This window comes from Actinocrinis sp. (genome assembly GCF_035650855.1).
In the GTDB taxonomy this organism is placed as follows: domain Bacteria; phylum Actinomycetota; class Actinomycetes; order Streptomycetales; family Catenulisporaceae; genus Actinocrinis.
Genome location: NZ_DASRGV010000285.1, coordinates 1 through 14,973, shown reverse-complemented (window position 1 = coordinate 14,973; position 14,973 = coordinate 1). Strand labels below are relative to the sequence as shown.

Genomic DNA, 14,973 nt, shown 5'->3' with positions numbered 1-14,973 from the left:
ACTTCATCTTCGCCAGCACCCTGGACTCCGGCGGCGGACGCCAGCCGATCACCCTGGGCATCTACCACTACATCGGCAACAACAACCAGCAGTGGAACGCGATCATGGCCACCGCCGTGGTCGCCTCCATCCCCGCCACCGTCCTGCTCATCCTCGCCCAACGGTACGTCGCCGCCGGCGTCACCGCCGGCGCCGTCAAGGACTAGCTCCCGTCACGAAATGAGAACCCTGCGCCATGCCTGCCGCCCGCACCGGCTCCGTCTTCTCCGTCCAGGACATCCCGTTCAGCCGCTCGGGATCCTGGTTCAACATCTCGCCGGTGGTCGCGGAGAAGACCTATGCGGACGACCTGCACCTGGTCTCGCATCAGACCGGCATGCACCCGGTTCTGCGCCTGGTGCCCGTTCTGGCCGGCGCACGGGTCGAGACCACCGCCACCGCGACACCGACCCTGCTGACCTGGACCACGACCGCAGGGCCGCACGACAGTGCGGAACACGAACCCGGCCGGATCGAGCTGGTATATGAGAGCTCGGACACGGTCCGGCTGCGGGGCGAAGGCCTCGGCCTGCACGTGATCGCGGCCGAATCAGCGCTCACCCCGTTCAGCGGCACCTATCTATACCGCGATCCGGTGGACGGCGCGCACGTCTTCACCAGCTACGAAACCGGACGGCGCTACCGCGTCACCCTCCTGGCCGGCGATGCCGCGCAGGTCACCGGAGCGCAGCGCCTCGGTACCGGCGAGCGCGCCCTGCATCTGTCCGAATCCAGCGGTCTGTGGGAGATCGCCATCGAGGAGTACGACAGCGGCCGGGCTCCCTATCACCGGACGGCGTCCTTTGGGCAGGTCGCCGACGCGGTGCGGGTCGAATTCGACGCGTTCGTCGAGGCCGTCGCCCCCTGGCGCAGCAACCGGACCCCGGCCGCGCAACTGGCCGCGTATGTGCTCTGGTCCGCGACCGTCCGACCGGCCGGGTTCCTGCGGCGCCCCGCGGTGCTGATGTCCAAGCACTGGATGGACAAGGTCTGGAGCTGGGACCACTGCTTCAACGCGCTCGCCCTCGCGCAAGGCCTGCCCGCACTCGCCTGGGACCAGTTCCAGCTGCCCTTCGACCACCAGGACCAGGCCGGCGCGCTGCCCGACTCCGTGACGCACTCGGAGATCCTCTACAACTACGTCAAGCCGCCGATTCACGGCTGGGCGCTCGACCTTCTCAGAGCACGCATTTCGGAGCCGCAGCCGCGTACTGAGCTGGCCGCGACCTACAGCCGGTTGGAAGGCTGGACCCGGTTCTGGCTCGACGCGCGCCGCGCTCCGGACCGAGGACTGCCGCACTACCAGCACGGCAACGACAGCGGCTGGGACAACGCGACCACCTTCGATCCCGAACGCGTAGCCGAAACCGCTGACCTCGCCGCGTTCCTGGTGTTGCAACTACGAACCCTGGCACGGTTGGCCGAAGAACTCGACGACACCGCGGCCGCCGCGCAGTGGACACGCACCGCGGACGCGATGCGCGCCAGTCTGATCGAGCAGCTGTGGGACGCGGAACGGGAACGCTTCGTCGCGCGCGGGGCGAACAGCGGCCGGACCTGGACGAGTTCCAGCCTGCTCGACCTCATGCCGGCCGTGCTCGGCGAGGAGCTGCCCGCCGAGGTGATGGCGGCACTTGCGCAGCGGATCAAGACCCACCTGACCGAGTTCGGCCTGGCCACCGAACACCCGTCCTCGCCGCACTACCGCGCGGACGGCTACTGGCGCGGACCGGTCTGGGCGCCCAGCACGATCCTGATCGAGGACGGACTGCGCCGCGGCGGCCATGCGGACCTGGCCGACGAGATCAGCGCCCGTTTCCGGCAGCTGTGCGAGACATCCGGCTTCGCAGAGAACTTCGACGCCCACAGCGGCGCCGCGCTACGCGACCGTGCCTACACGTGGACCGCCAGCGCCTACCTGATCCTCGCCGCAGCGTACGAGCGGCGTACATCCCGCTAGCTACGCCGGGCGCGGGCGCCAGGTAACTCGTGGGGCGGGAGCCAGTCGGCTCCCGCCCCTACTGTGCGCGAACCCACCGCTCAGCTCGTGACGTGCCAGCGTCCTAAACAGTGAACCGCACCGGGATCGGTCTGATCCAAGCCGGTGCGGTTCAGATCCCGAGTCTGCGTTGTGCCGCCCGAAGGCCAAAGCTGATCGAACCCGAGCTGTTGACGTGCCCAGAGGTTGGCGGTGCGCAGAGGCACCGAGCCGTATGGTGCGGGGACAGGGCGACGCACGGCTCGGTCGGATGGACTGCCTGACAAGCGACCGGCGTTGATGCGCGAACCTGTTTAGTTGATGCCCCGGCACCGGACGGCGGGAGGTGGCCCGCCGGTCGGCGCCGGGAATGGTAGGTGAGCGGTGGAGCTACGGCTACCGCTACCGCTACCGCTACGGGGAGAGGGTGACCGAGTCGATGTTGGCGTCGCCGACCGCGGAGTTGCCGGCGATCCGGATCGTGTTGGCGCCAGCCTTCAGGGGCACCGTGATCGACACGTTGGCCCAGGTGTCCCAGTTGGCGGTGGTCGGGAAGTTCAGCGTGCCGTGCGAGGTGCCGTTGACCGAGATGGTCGCGGGCCGCGCCGCGGTGGTGCCGTCGGAGTAGCGGAAGGTCAGGGTTCTGGTACCGGCGGTGTCCGCGGTGACCGGGATGTCGACGTACGCGCCGACCGCGTTGGCCGGGTTGGCGAAGCCGGTGCCGGTGAAGCCGGTGTGGTTGGAGTCGAACGTGCCGCCGGCGGACAGGGTGCCGCTCTCCGCCTCGAACAGCGTGCCGCTGGGTGGCGGGTTCGTGCCCGCCATGGCCGCGCCGAGGGTGTCCAGGGCCTTCTGGACCAGGGCCTGGGCGTTCGCGTTGAGGTTGGCGTTGGTGCCGTTCACGACCCAGGACGGACCGGAGAACATCACCACGGTCACCCCGTTGTCCACGCCGCCGGTGGTGCCGCTGCTGGGGATGCCGAGCAGCTGGGCCGCCTTCACGGAGGCCTCGCCCAGCTCGCGCGAGTCGTTGTCCGAGGTAGTCTGGTTGTTCGCGGTCTGGGTGTCGCCGAAGATCGAGCCGATGACCTTGCCGTTGTAGAACATCAGCGCGAACTGCCGGCCCGACATGCCGTGCTCCTTGTAGAAGAAGTGCGGGCAGGGGGTCTTGCGGTCCCAGCAGTCGTCGCCCAGCACGTAGAACGGCACGTGGTGCGCGGCCAGCGCCTTGCCGTTGCTGTCGTGCCAGGTCGTGTCGCCCTGGTGGTCGGGATCGGGGTCCGGGTCGCTGCCGTCGTCGTCGATGGCCATGCTGGAGGTATAGGCGTAGACGCCGCTGGCCACCTGGTACACGTTCACGTTCATGGCCCGGGTCATGGTGTTGATGTGGGGCTTGGTGTTGACCTGGTTCGCGGCCGTGGAGTTCTTCTTGACGCCGGCCAGGACCTCGGCGGCCGTGTACGTCGGGTCGGCCGGTGCGGCAGCCGAACCGGCCGCGCCGGCGCGGGGCGGCGTGACGGCGTGGGCGGTCGTCATGGCGATGGTGGTGGTCAGCGCTACAGCTGCGGCGCCTGCCACAGCGACGCGCTTGCGGATCGATGGCATGGGGGTGGGTGCCTCCGTCGATCGTCAGTAAAGTTAATTAACGAGAATCGAAGCACCCGTGGCCCTGTTACACAATCATTTTCAGAAGATCGTCTTTAAAAAGTCTTCACGTTCGAGGCGGGGCGAGGACGTTCGTGAGCCCGGTCAGATCGAGCAGCCGACGAGCGGGACCGTCCGCGGGCAGGCGGACGTCGACGTCTCCGCGCTTCGCCGCCAATTGCGCGGCCTCGAGCAGCAGACCGAGGCCCACGCTGGCCAGCCAGTGCACGCCGCGGCAGTCGAGCACCACCGGCCGGTCGGCGGCGAGTGCGTCGAGCACAGTGGTGCGCATCGAGGTGACTGCGGCCAGATCGAGCACACCGGACAGCTGTACCCAGCGCCGCCCGTCGGCATCGTGAACCCGTGCCGTCGTCGCCGGCGGCTCGATCAGGTCCGGCCGGTGGGCCGAGTGCGGATCGAGCGTGCGAGCAGCGGGCGACTGGGGCGGGGACGCGGCAAGCCGGAACCTGATGACAGTGCCCGTCGATCCGGTGTCGATCTCCACTTCGTCGGCCACCTTCTTGATGAACTGCAGGCCGCGGCCCCGCAACCCGGGATCAAGTGGCGCAGGCCGCCACACGCCCTGGTCGGCGACCTGGACGAGCACCGCGCCGTCCTGGGCGGCGTCGAGGCTGACCTGCACCCGCCCGGGCTGCTCAGCGCTTCGATAGGCGTGCTCGATCGCGTTGCCGGCCGCCTCGCCCAATGCCAGCTGCAGGTCCACGGCTTTGAGCTGGTCGAGCCCGGCGGCCGTCATCCAGCCGCTCACCTGCCGGCGGATGGACGCCAACTCGGCCGGTTGGGCGGGCACGTCGAGCCTCAGCGGCGCCGGCAGGACGCGAACGGCCACCAGCGCGATGTCGTCGCTGGCGCCCTCGCGGTGCCCGAGTTCATCGAGCACCCGGTCTACCAGCGCGGGCAGTGGAAGGCCGCGGCATGGCCCGGCCACTTCGGCGAGCCGACGCAGGCCGTCGTCCAATACCGCGCCGCGTCGTTCGATCAGCCCGTCGGTGTAGAGCAGGAGGGTGGCGCCCACGGGCAGGTTCGTGGTCGCCTGGGGGCGACCGCTGGTCGGCAGGGTGAGCGCCGGGCCGAGGTCGTCCTCCAGGAAGCGAGCACCGTCGGCGTACAGCGCCAGCAGCGGCGGATGACCGGCGCGGCTGTGCACGAGCCGGCCGGTCGTCAGGTCCAGCAGCAGGCAAGCCACGGTGCTGATTTCCGCGCCGGCCACCTGCGCGGCGAAGCGGTCTAGCAAGTCCAGCGCCTGCGCGGGCGGATGGCCCGCGAGCAGGAGGCTGGCCAGCGCACTGCGCAGCTGACCCATCACCGCCGCCGCGGCCGCGCCCTTGCCCACTACGTCGCCCACGGCGACCGCGACGCGGCCGTCATCGAGTTCGAGCACGTCGAACCAGTCGCCGCCGGCCTGAGTCCCCTGCACCGCCGGCACGTACCGGGCGGTGGCCGCCAGCCGCTCTACCTGGGGCAGCCGACCGGGCATCAGGCTGTGCTGCAGCGTTTCGGCCATCTCCCGGCGCGTATCTGCTAGGGCGGCGCGTTCGAACGCCGCGGCCGTCTGGGTCGCGAGGGCGGAGAGGAAAGCACGCTCCTCCTCTTCGAACAGCCGTGGCTCGGTGAAGCTGGCCGACAGCGTGCCCAACACCGTGCCGGCCACCATCAGCGGCAATGACACCGTCGCCTCAGTGTCCGAACGCAGCATGCGCACCGAGTCGGGATAGCGCTCAGCCCACTGCGCGCGGCTGGCCAGCCATACCGGCTGGCTGGTGCGCGCCGCCTCCGCGAACGGGAACGGCGCCTCCAGCGGAACCCGGGCGAACGGGTCGAGCCGGTCGACTCCCTCGCTGTAGACCAGGTGCAACCAGCCGTCCGCAGCCAACTGACACACGCCGACCGCCGACGCGCCCAGCGCCCGGCGCAGCCCGTCGGAAAGCACCTCGGCTGCGTCGGCCACGCTTCCGGCCGCGGCCAGCGCCACGGTCACCTCGTGCAGGTAGCGCTGCCGCTGCGCCAGCCGCTCGGCCGACACCATCGTGGCGATCCGCTGGCCCAGCTCGCCGGCCAGGGCCAGATCCGCGTCGTCGTAGCGGGCTCGGCCGCCGGTGGTCACCAGGGTCAGCAGGCCGACGAGCTCGCCTGCGGCGACGAGCGGGGCGATCAACACGCTGCGCGTGCCCAGCGCCGTCACCGCGCTGTGGCGCGCCGGATCGCCGCCGGTGGCGTCGCGCACCAGGTCTTCGGTGATCTCCGGCAGCACGAACGGCCGTCCGCTGCGGTAGATCTCTTCGAGGCCGGGCGGCGCGCTGATCGGGCCGAGGCCGAGCACCTGAGGCGCGACTCCCGCGGGGGCGACGGCGACCGGCCGGTAGCGTCCGTCGGTGCCCCGAAGCCACACGTTCGCGCGGTCGCACACCTCAGCGGCGGCGAGCTCGGCGACGGCGGTGAGCCGCTGCTCCACCGAGCCGGGCTCGGCCAAAGCCCGGCCGGCAGCGGCCAGCAGCGTGGTCGCCCGCTCCTGGCTGCGCTGCTCGCTGACGTCGATCAGCACCGAGTGCATCGCGGCGGCATCCCCGTCGCGCACGACGTGGCCCAGGTGGTGCAGCCACACCCACCGGCCGTCGGCTGCGCACACGCGGTAGGTCAGAGACAGGTCCCCGGACGCGGCGGTGACGGCGCGCAGCACCTCGTCGCGGTCGTCCGGGTGCAGAATCCGCTGCCAGAGGTCCTCTTCGTTCAGCCACCGGCTGACCGGGTAGCCCAACACGCCTTCCGTGCGGTCGTTGACGAAGCGGAACTTCAGCGTCGACGGGTCCTGTTCCCAGAGGATCGCGTTCAGGCCGGAAACCATTGCGCGCATCCGGGCCATGTCGGCTTCCGCGGCGTGGCGCGCGGCCTGCGCGGCGGTGGCGGCGACGCGCGCTTGCTCGGCCGCCCGCGCGTCGCCGTCAGCCCAGGACGGATCCACCGTCGTGCTCACAAGAGAACGGTAGCTCCCCGACCGGCCCGCCAGCGCGCGCAGTTGACCATCAGAGACATCCGACCGTGCAATCGGTTCGCCGAGTCGTGGAAACCCGCGGCTATGGCGAGGTCACGGCCGCTCCGTCGAGTGTGACGTTTCCGGACCAGGTTCCGTACGTGCCCGGGTATCCGGTCAGGTCTCCGACAGTTCCCCAGACGCTGTTGGCGAAGGTGTTGTTCCGTACGTCGACCTTGATGCCGGTCTGGTTGCGCAGGTTGAACGCACCGCCGTTGAGGTAATTGCCGACGATCGAGATGCCGGTGTCCGTGGCTCCCCGGTCTTGGATGTAGATCGCTGCCGTGACGTCGCTGCGCACGGGCGCGTCGACGTAGTTTCCTTCGATCGTGATGTTGCCGCCGCCTTGGCTGAAGATCCCGTCGAGGTGCGCGGGCGTGCTGGCGGTACCAGTCTGCACCAGGCCGTGGATCCAGTTGTCCCGGATGATCGAACCGGCCGTCGGGTCGATGCCTTGGGGCATCCCGGACAGGTCGTCGCGGATCGCGATCAGAGTCTGGTTGCCATAGGCGGACCAGATCGGCCCGACATCTTCACCCGGCGGCATCGTTTGCCCGGGCATCCACTCGACCGTGGAATCGGTTACCTCGATCGTCGAGTCGATGGCCCCCGAGCTGTCGGGGTGGCCTAGGACCGCGTACCAGGAATCCCCCGTCCCGCCCCAGACAATCGAGTTCGAAATCGTCAGCCGGCCGCTGCCCGTCCAGTAGAAGCTGCCCTTGATCCACACATGATCGAGCGTCAGGTTCGTCTGGTCGCACCGCAGACCGTAGGACTGCCAAGAACACCCGCCGGGGGCCGCCCCGCCAGGCTGATAGACCTTCAGAGCCGACTTGCTGCCCAGATAGCCCACCGTGCCCGGCTTGACATAGCCACCCGCTGGTCCCGTCACCGCGCCCGCGTGAGGCGTCGCGCTACGGCTCAAGGAAGGTGACGCGGAGGCGGACGGGGAACTGCTCGCGGAGGGCGTGGGGCTGCCGGAGCCGGGCGTCACACTCGGCAGCGTGAACGAACTCGTCGCGGAGGACGGCTTGAACAGCACGTCGACCCAGTAGTTGCTTGCGCGGGGAGACGCGACAACGGGCGCCGCAGGCCTGTCAGCGTACTTGTAAGCGCCGTTCGCCTCCTGCGGCTTCGCCTGATTGGCTACCAGGTCTCCACTCTGATATGCGGCCTTGAAGTAGTTGTCGCTAAACGCGTAGTGGCCGTGGGGAGCAAGATAGGAGACTTCGTACGTTGTGGACGGGGCGATGTCGACCGGTGTCGCGAATGTGGCGGCCTGCCAGCCGGTCGGCGCCTCGTTTGTAAAGACGACGCTGTTAAGCAGCGTTCCCGATGCCGACCAGAGTGATCCGACATGGGTTCCGGTGTTGCCCGATCCCTTGTAGAAGCGGATGCCGACGATCTGTCCCGCTACCGTCGAATGGAATCTCAGTCCGACATTGACGCTGGTGGAATCCGGCGATTCGGTGTAGGCCGGCGCCGCTGCTGACCAGAGGCTCTCGATGCCGGATTTCGCGGGCGAGTCGTTTCCGCTCAGGGCGAATCCCAGCGCCGCGCCGGCCAGCGCGAGCACGACGGAGGCGATCACCGCGATCTTCACGGGTCTTCGGTTTCGGGACCGGCGTCCATGACGGCTGCCGCCGCCTCTCGAAGCGCCCGGCGAAGCGTCTGGGGAGTCGTCGAGCGCTGAGAGCGGCCAGGGACTCGTCGCCGAGAAGTCTTCGGCCGGTGACGTGCTGCGTCGTGTCCGCGACATCAACGATCTCCGTTAAGTGACAGATCCTGGCGGCCGACGACTCCGACCGCAGGAACTGCCACGTTGTCATCCACCGGTGATTTGGGCCGTGCACGGGTACCGCGCAGCCTCCGGTTGAGTGGCTGCTCGACGACTCTATAGAGCACCCACGCCGCAAGGAGGCTCATCGCAACCATCACCACGGCCACCTCCACGGAACGGGCAGTGCTCCACGTGCCCGGATCGCCAACCGCCCTGGACAGGACCTTGAGCGTGTATCTGATGACGAGTTGGTGGATGAGGTAGAACGCGAAGGAGACCTCCCCGAGCCAGACCGCCCGGCGCCTGGACCACAGCGAGCCACGACCTCGTACGTCTGCCGTAGCCAGCGCCGGGACGAGCACGGCGAGCGGGATGACGGTGGCCGCTACATACCCGAACCGCACCGGCATGTATCCGACCGCGATGTACGCGGCCACCAGCAGTACCGCGGCAACCGAGGCCGGGATGCGCGGCCAACGGCCGACGCGCACGATGCGCGCCAGCACCATGCCAAGGCAGAACTCGGCGAGGCGCGACGGCGGGAACACGTAGATGAGCCAGTAGCTGGTCGCCGAGGACGATCCGAAGGTCGCGAGCGGCAGGCACCACACGATCGCCGCCAGGCCGGCGGCCAGCGGCCACAGCGCCCGCTCGCCGACCCGGCTCAGCAGCCTGAGCAGGAAGGGGAAGCAGAAGTAGAACAGGGCCTCACAGGAGAGCGACCACGAGACCGTGTTCAGTCCGAAGTACACGGCCGGATTCGGGTCCCAGGCCTGGAGCAGGAGCAGGTTCGGCAGCGCGCCCGCCAGCCGGGACGAGCCGGCGTCCGCCACGCCGGGCAGCGCCAGCAGGCCGGCGATCGCGATGGCCGCGGTGACCAGGTGGTTCGGGTAGATCTTGGCGGCTCTGCGGCGCCAGATCCGGCGGGCCAGCTCGCCGGGCCGCGCCGACCAGGTCAGCACGAAGCCGCTGAGGATGAAGAAGAACGAGACGCCTACCGCGCCGTGCCCGAACAGGTGCCCGACCACCCGCTCACCGGCCGAATCCGCCCGGAAAACGTGCATGGCCTGGATGTGGAAGCCGAAAACGAGCAGAGCCGCGGCGAACCGCAAACCGGTCAGCGAGGGCAACCGCTGATCGGAAACCCCGGGCGATAAACCGGGTGAGTCGGCCAGATCGTTTTTGGGCAGGGCGACATAAGACGTCATCAATTCCCCCCAAGCCGCACTCGATCAGCGAGAAGGATCAAGTACGAGGTCTGCGAAATGCGTCCACCCGGAAGATTAACCGAGCGCGACCGGAACGCGACGGCGTTTCCCCGAATTCGCCTTCAATTCGCGGGTCTCACGCTTCGCCAGGGGAGCGTTTGAATCGGTGTCAGCAAATGATTCTCTTGTTACCAGTGGGAATGGAGAGAAGAAAATCGATTCTCAGGCGGTAGCGGCTACTTGCGCAGGCGTGTCGGTGAGGAAGCCGCCCGACTGGTGCTGCCAGAGTTTCGCGTAGGCGCCCTCGGCGGCGAGCAGTTCGTGGTGGGTGCCTTGCTCGATGATCCGGCCGCGGTCGAGGACGATGAGCCGGTCCATGCCGGCGACCGTACTGAGCCGGTGCGCCACCACCAGCGCAGTGCGCCCTTGCATCAGCTGCCAGAGCGCCTCCTGGACGAGGATCTCGCTCTCCGAGTCCAGGGCGCTGGTCGCCTCGTCGAGCAGCAGGATCGGGGCGTCGCGCAGGATGGCCCGGGCCAGGGCCACGCGCTGGCGTTGTCCGCCGGAGAGTTTCACCCCGCGCTCGCCCACCATCGTGTCGTAACCGTCCGGCAAGCCGTTCACGAACTCGGCGACGTGTGCGGCCTCGGCCGCCGCGCGGATCTCCGCCTCGGTGGCGCCGGGGCGGGCGAACGCGATGTTGTCGCGCAGCGAGCGGTGGAACATCGCCGGGTCCTGAGGCACGTAGGCGATCTGGCTGCGCAGGTCGGCCTGGCCCAGGTCGCGGATGTCCTGGCCGCCGATCAGGATCCTGCCGCCGTCGATGTCGGTCATCCGCAGCAGCAGCCGGGTCAGCGTGCTCTTTCCGCCGCCGGACCTGCCCACCAGGCCGATCCTGGTGCCGGCGGGCACGACCAGGTCGAGCTCGTCGAAAAGCGGCTCGCCGCCGTTGTAGCCGAAGGTCACCCGCTCGAAGCGGATCTCGGCGGGCCGGAAGCTCAGCGGCTGCGGGACCACCGGGTCGAGCACGGTCGCCGGCGTGCGCAGCAGGGCGGTGAACTGCGCGGCCTCGGTCATCGCGCTTTCCAGGTTGCGGTAGATCCGGCCGAATTCGAACATGATCCGCGTCGCGTTCGCGTAGTAGGAGAAGACGACCACGATCGCCGCCACCCCCGCGCCACGGGTGGCGAGCACCGCCGCCAGCAGCAGGCCGAAACCGTTGGTCAGCACCGACATCGGCGCGATGACCGTGTCCACGCGCAGATTGTGGTAGTCCCAGGAGCGCAGCATCAGCCCCCTCGCCTCCGCGACCCGGGAGCGGTGCTCGGCGGCCTCCCGGCGCTCGGCGGCGAAAGCCCGCACGGTGTCCATGTTCGTCAGGCTGTCCGCGACATGGCCCGCGACGCGGGCGATCGCCGCCTCGCGCCGGTCGACCAGGGCTTGGCGGCGGCGGATGATCGGGACCACGGCCAGCGCGGTGACGGCGATCATCCCCAGCAGCACGATCACGAGCCACGGGTCGTAGCGCCACAGCACGAAGGAGCCGAAGGCCAGCGGGACGAAGTTGCCCACGACCTCGAACACCAGGGTGTCGGCGGTCTGCTCGAACCGGGACGCGAAGCTCAACACCCGCTTGGTCAGCGAACCGGCGAAGTTGTCGTGGAAGAACGCGGCGTCCTTGGCGAACAGCTCGTCCAGGCCCACCACGTACAGGTGCTCGATGCCCAGGGCGTCGACGCGGTTGAGGAAGTGGATGCCGATGCGCCAGAGCACCTCCGCGAGCAGCAGAACGCCGGCGAAACCGAGCACGTAGGGAAGCACCGAGCCGAAGGCGAGGTGCGCGTGCTGGGTGATCCGGGTGACGAGGTGCGCGACGAGCAGCGGCGCGAGGTAAAGGATTCCGATGTTGCCTAAGGCCGGGCCCAGCAGGGCCGGTAGCGCGAACCGCCACAGCCGGGTCACCTCGCGGCGGTAGTAGCGCGCCGCGAGCATCACCGAACCCTTGTCCGGTTTCTCCTCCCCCACATCCTGGGGTGATACGGCCATCACGCCGCCTCCTCACTGCGTCGCAGCATGACGCGGTAGGCCGCCGTCAGAACGCTTAGTGTCCCGTTACGGGAACAATGTCGTCCAAGGGTTTTGCCGGCGGGAGGCGGCACGCAGTGGGGTAAGAGACGCGGCTGACCCGGTCGCGGACGCGATCGGTAACCTGACCCTGCTAGATTCCCCGGCGTGCACGAAGACGACAGCGGATCCGTCACCGGACCACCACGCGGCCGCGACCGGGCCGGCTTCGAAGCGTTCTTCGACGCGCACTACCGCGAACTCGCGCGCTTCGCGTACCTGCTGACCGGCGACCACGACGCGGCAGACGACGTGACCGCCGAAGCCCTGGCCGAGGCGTGGAAGGGCTGGACCCGGGTCGCCGGCGCCGACCGGCCGCTCGCGTACGTGCGCCGCATCGTGGCCAACCTCGCCGCAGACCGCACCGCCCGGCTGGTACGCGAGCGCCGCAACTGGCGGCTGTGGAGCTCGGGCCGCAGCGAGCTGGCCGAGACTCCCGACTCGGAGGCGACCGTCGATCTAGGCCGCGCACTGTTGCGCATCCCCGCGCGCAAGCGCGCCTGCGTCGTGCTGCGGTACTACTACGGACTGAGCGAGCAGGAGACCGCCGCGACCCTCGGCATCGCCGTAGGGACGGTCAAGAGTCAAAGCTCCCGCGGCCTGCAAGAGCTCGCGCACCTGTTACGCGGATCGCGGGCCGCCGAGGCCAAGGACCGCGACGCCGGTCGCCGCCGACCCGCGCCGGAAGGAGCGACCCGATGAGCCGACCCCGATCCCGCGACCCGCGTCTGGACACCGCGTGGCTGTCCGGCGCGCTGCGCGAACAAGCCGACGAGCACGAAGCGGATCTCAGCCGTATCGAAGCGCGGTTCGAGCGCCTGACCGTGGACGACTCCCGCCGCGCCAAGGGCCGCCGACTGTCGCGCCCGCTGCGGCTGCGGCTGATCGGCGTGCCGCTGGGCGCTCTGGCGGCAGTGGCCACGGCGACCATCGCGGTCGGCGTGACCCTGGGCATCCGCGAGCGGCCAGCGCACCCGGTCAGCCAGGTCGCGGTGTCTCCGAGCTCGAACCGCTCGGCCGCCGGCCAGCTGCCGCCCTCGACGCCGACGCTTCGACCCGCCGGAACCGCCTCACCCCGCAGCGAATCCAGCCCGACCTCCGCGCCCCCAGCCGGTCCGGTGACTGCCGTCGCGACCTTGGACTCGCACAGCAACCAGTACTGGACTCAGGAGAACCTGACCGTCACCGTCACGCACGCCGTCAAGGCGCTACACGTCGTCGTCACGGTCTCCGGCGGCGCCACCGTGAAGTCCACCGGGTCGTGGACTACACTCCTCGCTCCGCAGGTGGACTCCGCGGTCAGCCAAACGCCCACCGGACTGCAGTACGACTTCGCCCTCAAGCCCGGTCAGACGTTGCAGCCCGCGACCTACGTCTTCGGCTTCCAGTTCAACCGCCCGGCCGGACACGCCTTCGCGCTCGACGCCTACACGGTCACCGCGACCACTGTTGACGGCACCGGTCCGGCATCCGCGTCCGGCAATTTCGCAGGGTAAGAACTCACAGGTGGTGGTTTCACCACCTCGAAACGTTTCGGGCGCGCTGATGCAGCACATGCGCCCCGCCGCGCCCATTCTGGATCGGGTGTTTTCGAAACCGTTGACGCAATATTCGAAGCGGTCCATAGTGATGGTCGCGCGCCGCTCGCGTGCGTTCATCTTTATCAGCGTTCGACGTCGGCGTGATCCATCAGCCTGTTAGCGGTAACAACGCGCGCACTTCGGGGAAGGTGGCGTCAGCTATGAGCGAGACCTGGGAAGGCATAACCCGGCGCACGGGTCTTCAGGGATCCTTGGCGGCCGGTGTGGCAGCGGCGCTGCCCTTGAAGGACGCTGCGATGCCCGTCCCGAGCGTCAGCGCCGTCATCGACACGACGAAGACCGGCGAGCCGATCTCCAAGTACCTCTACGGAGCCTTCTCAGAGCACATCCAAGGCTTCATCTACGGCGCGCTGTGGGCGGAGGTCCTCGCCGACCGCAAGTTCTACTACGCCGTCGACGACCAGGATCCGACCGTGCGCAAGTGGCGGCCGCTCGCCGAGCCCGCGACGGTCACGATGGACTCGACCGCGCCGTACGTCGGCGAGCAATCGCCGGTGGTGGCCCTCTCCCCCGCGCAGCCGCGCGGCATATGGCAGGCCGGCTTGGCACTCGCAGAGAAGGAGTACGTCGGCCGGATCGTCATCGCCGGCGACCCCGGCGCGCACGTAGTCGTGACGCTCTCCTGGGGCAGCGGCGAGGGGCAACGCGTCGTCGTGCCGGTCAGAAGACACTGGGCGACCGTACCGTTGCGCTTCTCCTGCCGTGCGGGCACCACGAACGGGCGACTGGAGATTGCGGGCACCGGAACCGGGAGTTTCAAGGTCGGGGCCGTGTCTCTGATGGCGGCCGACAACGTGGCGGGTTTCCGCAGGGACACCGTCGAACTGCTCCGGGCGATGGACTCCGGGCTGTGGCGCTTCCCCGGCGGCAACTTCACCTCGGGATACGACTGGAAGGACGCGGTCGGAGACTCCGATCGGCGCCCTCCCAAATGGGACCACGTGTGGAACTACCCGCAGCCGAACGACATCGGCACCGATGAATTCCTGACCCTGTGCCGCCTGATCGGCGTGGATCCGTACCTGTGCGTCAACAGCGGCTTCGGCTCGGCCCGCGAAGCAGCGGAGCTCGTCGAATACGTCAACGGCGATGCCGAGAGCCCGATGGGCCGGATCCGGGCCGCCAACGGGCACCGGGAGCCCTACAAGGTGAAGTACTGGAACATCGGGAACGAGATGTTCGGGTTCTGGCAGCTGGGGTACATGACGCCGTCCCAGTACATGATCAAGCACAACCTGTTCGCCCAGGCGATGAAGAAGGCCGATCCCTCGATCACGATCGTCGCCTCGGGTGTGTTCCCGGCGAGTTTGACGATCCACAGCGAGCCGTTCTACATCGACCCGGACACCCGGAAGATCGTCCACCCCACGCCGGTCATCGTCGAGTACGGGTCCGAGACCGACTGGAACTACCGGCTGATGAAGAACGCCTGGGGCAATTTCGACATCATCTCAGAACACACCTACGGTGACCCGCACCGGTACGACCTCACGCTCGGGGAACGCGTCGACGTCACCGAGTCGGTTCTGGACTCCGTGCGCCGGGGGGCG

The 14,973-nt window shown here is 68.8% G+C and carries 9 protein-coding genes and 1 pseudogene; 5 read left to right on the top strand and 5 right to left on the bottom strand.

All coding sequences use genetic code 11. The annotated features are described in order from the left end of the window. Together VFB40_RS20395 and VFB40_RS20390 are read left to right on the top strand one after the other, a co-directional pair. A pseudogene (locus tag VFB40_RS20395) lies at positions 1 to 206 on the top strand (carbohydrate ABC transporter permease); the annotation flags it as partial. A 29-nt stretch (positions 207 to 235) separates the two neighbouring features. Further along, positions 236 to 1,999, top strand: a complete 1,764-nt coding sequence (locus VFB40_RS20390) for a glucosylglycerate hydrolase family protein (RefSeq protein WP_324853044.1) — start codon at positions 236 to 238, stop codon at positions 1,997 to 1,999. Between the two features lie 432 nt (positions 2,000 to 2,431). Here the strand turns inward: VFB40_RS20390 and VFB40_RS20385 are convergent, their stop codons facing one another. The 5 genes from VFB40_RS20385 to VFB40_RS20365 all read right to left on the bottom strand — a co-directional run bounded on the left by VFB40_RS20385 (position 2,432) and on the right by VFB40_RS20365 (position 11,744). Beyond that, positions 2,432 to 3,622 carry a glycoside hydrolase family 75 protein gene (locus tag VFB40_RS20385; protein ID WP_324853042.1) on the bottom strand — a complete coding sequence of 397 codons (1,191 nt, stop codon included), beginning with the start codon at positions 3,620 to 3,622 and terminating at the stop codon, positions 2,432 to 2,434. 106 nt (positions 3,623 to 3,728) lie between these two features. Continuing rightward, the gene (locus VFB40_RS20380) at positions 3,729 to 6,653 is read right to left on the bottom strand and encodes a SpoIIE family protein phosphatase (protein WP_324853039.1); all 2,925 of its coding nucleotides are present in this window, start codon (positions 6,651 to 6,653) and stop codon (positions 3,729 to 3,731) included. 100 nt (positions 6,654 to 6,753) lie between these two features. Continuing rightward, positions 6,754 to 8,313 (bottom strand): DUF4082 domain-containing protein, encoded by a 1,560-nt coding sequence (locus VFB40_RS20375; protein WP_324853037.1) that lies wholly within the window; start codon positions 8,311 to 8,313, stop codon positions 6,754 to 6,756. 155 nt (positions 8,314 to 8,468) lie between these two features. After that, positions 8,469 to 9,620, bottom strand: coding sequence for an acyltransferase family protein (locus tag VFB40_RS20370; protein ID WP_324853035.1), 1,152 nt, complete (start codon positions 9,618 to 9,620; stop codon positions 8,469 to 8,471). A 300-nt stretch (positions 9,621 to 9,920) separates the two neighbouring features. Next, positions 9,921 to 11,744 carry an ABC transporter ATP-binding protein gene (locus VFB40_RS20365; protein ID WP_324853033.1) on the bottom strand — a complete coding sequence of 608 codons (1,824 nt, stop codon included), beginning with the start codon at positions 11,742 to 11,744 and terminating at the stop codon, positions 9,921 to 9,923. A 186-nt stretch (positions 11,745 to 11,930) separates the two neighbouring features. Between VFB40_RS20365 and VFB40_RS20360 the strand changes: the two genes are divergently transcribed. From VFB40_RS20360 to VFB40_RS20350, 3 genes are all read left to right on the top strand, one after another. Continuing rightward, entirely contained in the window at positions 11,931 to 12,524 is a 594-nt protein-coding gene (locus tag VFB40_RS20360; protein ID WP_324853031.1) for a SigE family RNA polymerase sigma factor, read from the top strand. Continuing rightward, a complete protein-coding gene (locus VFB40_RS20355) occupies positions 12,521 to 13,318 on the top strand; it encodes a hypothetical protein (RefSeq protein ID WP_324853029.1) in 798 nt (265 codons plus the stop codon). Before VFB40_RS20360 ends, VFB40_RS20355 begins: the two co-directional genes overlap by 4 nt. A gap of 341 nt (positions 13,319 to 13,659) precedes the next feature. After that, a partial coding sequence (locus VFB40_RS20350) for an alpha-L-arabinofuranosidase family protein (RefSeq protein ID WP_527249205.1) occupies positions 13,660 to 14,973 on the top strand: 1,314 nt, incomplete at its 3' end.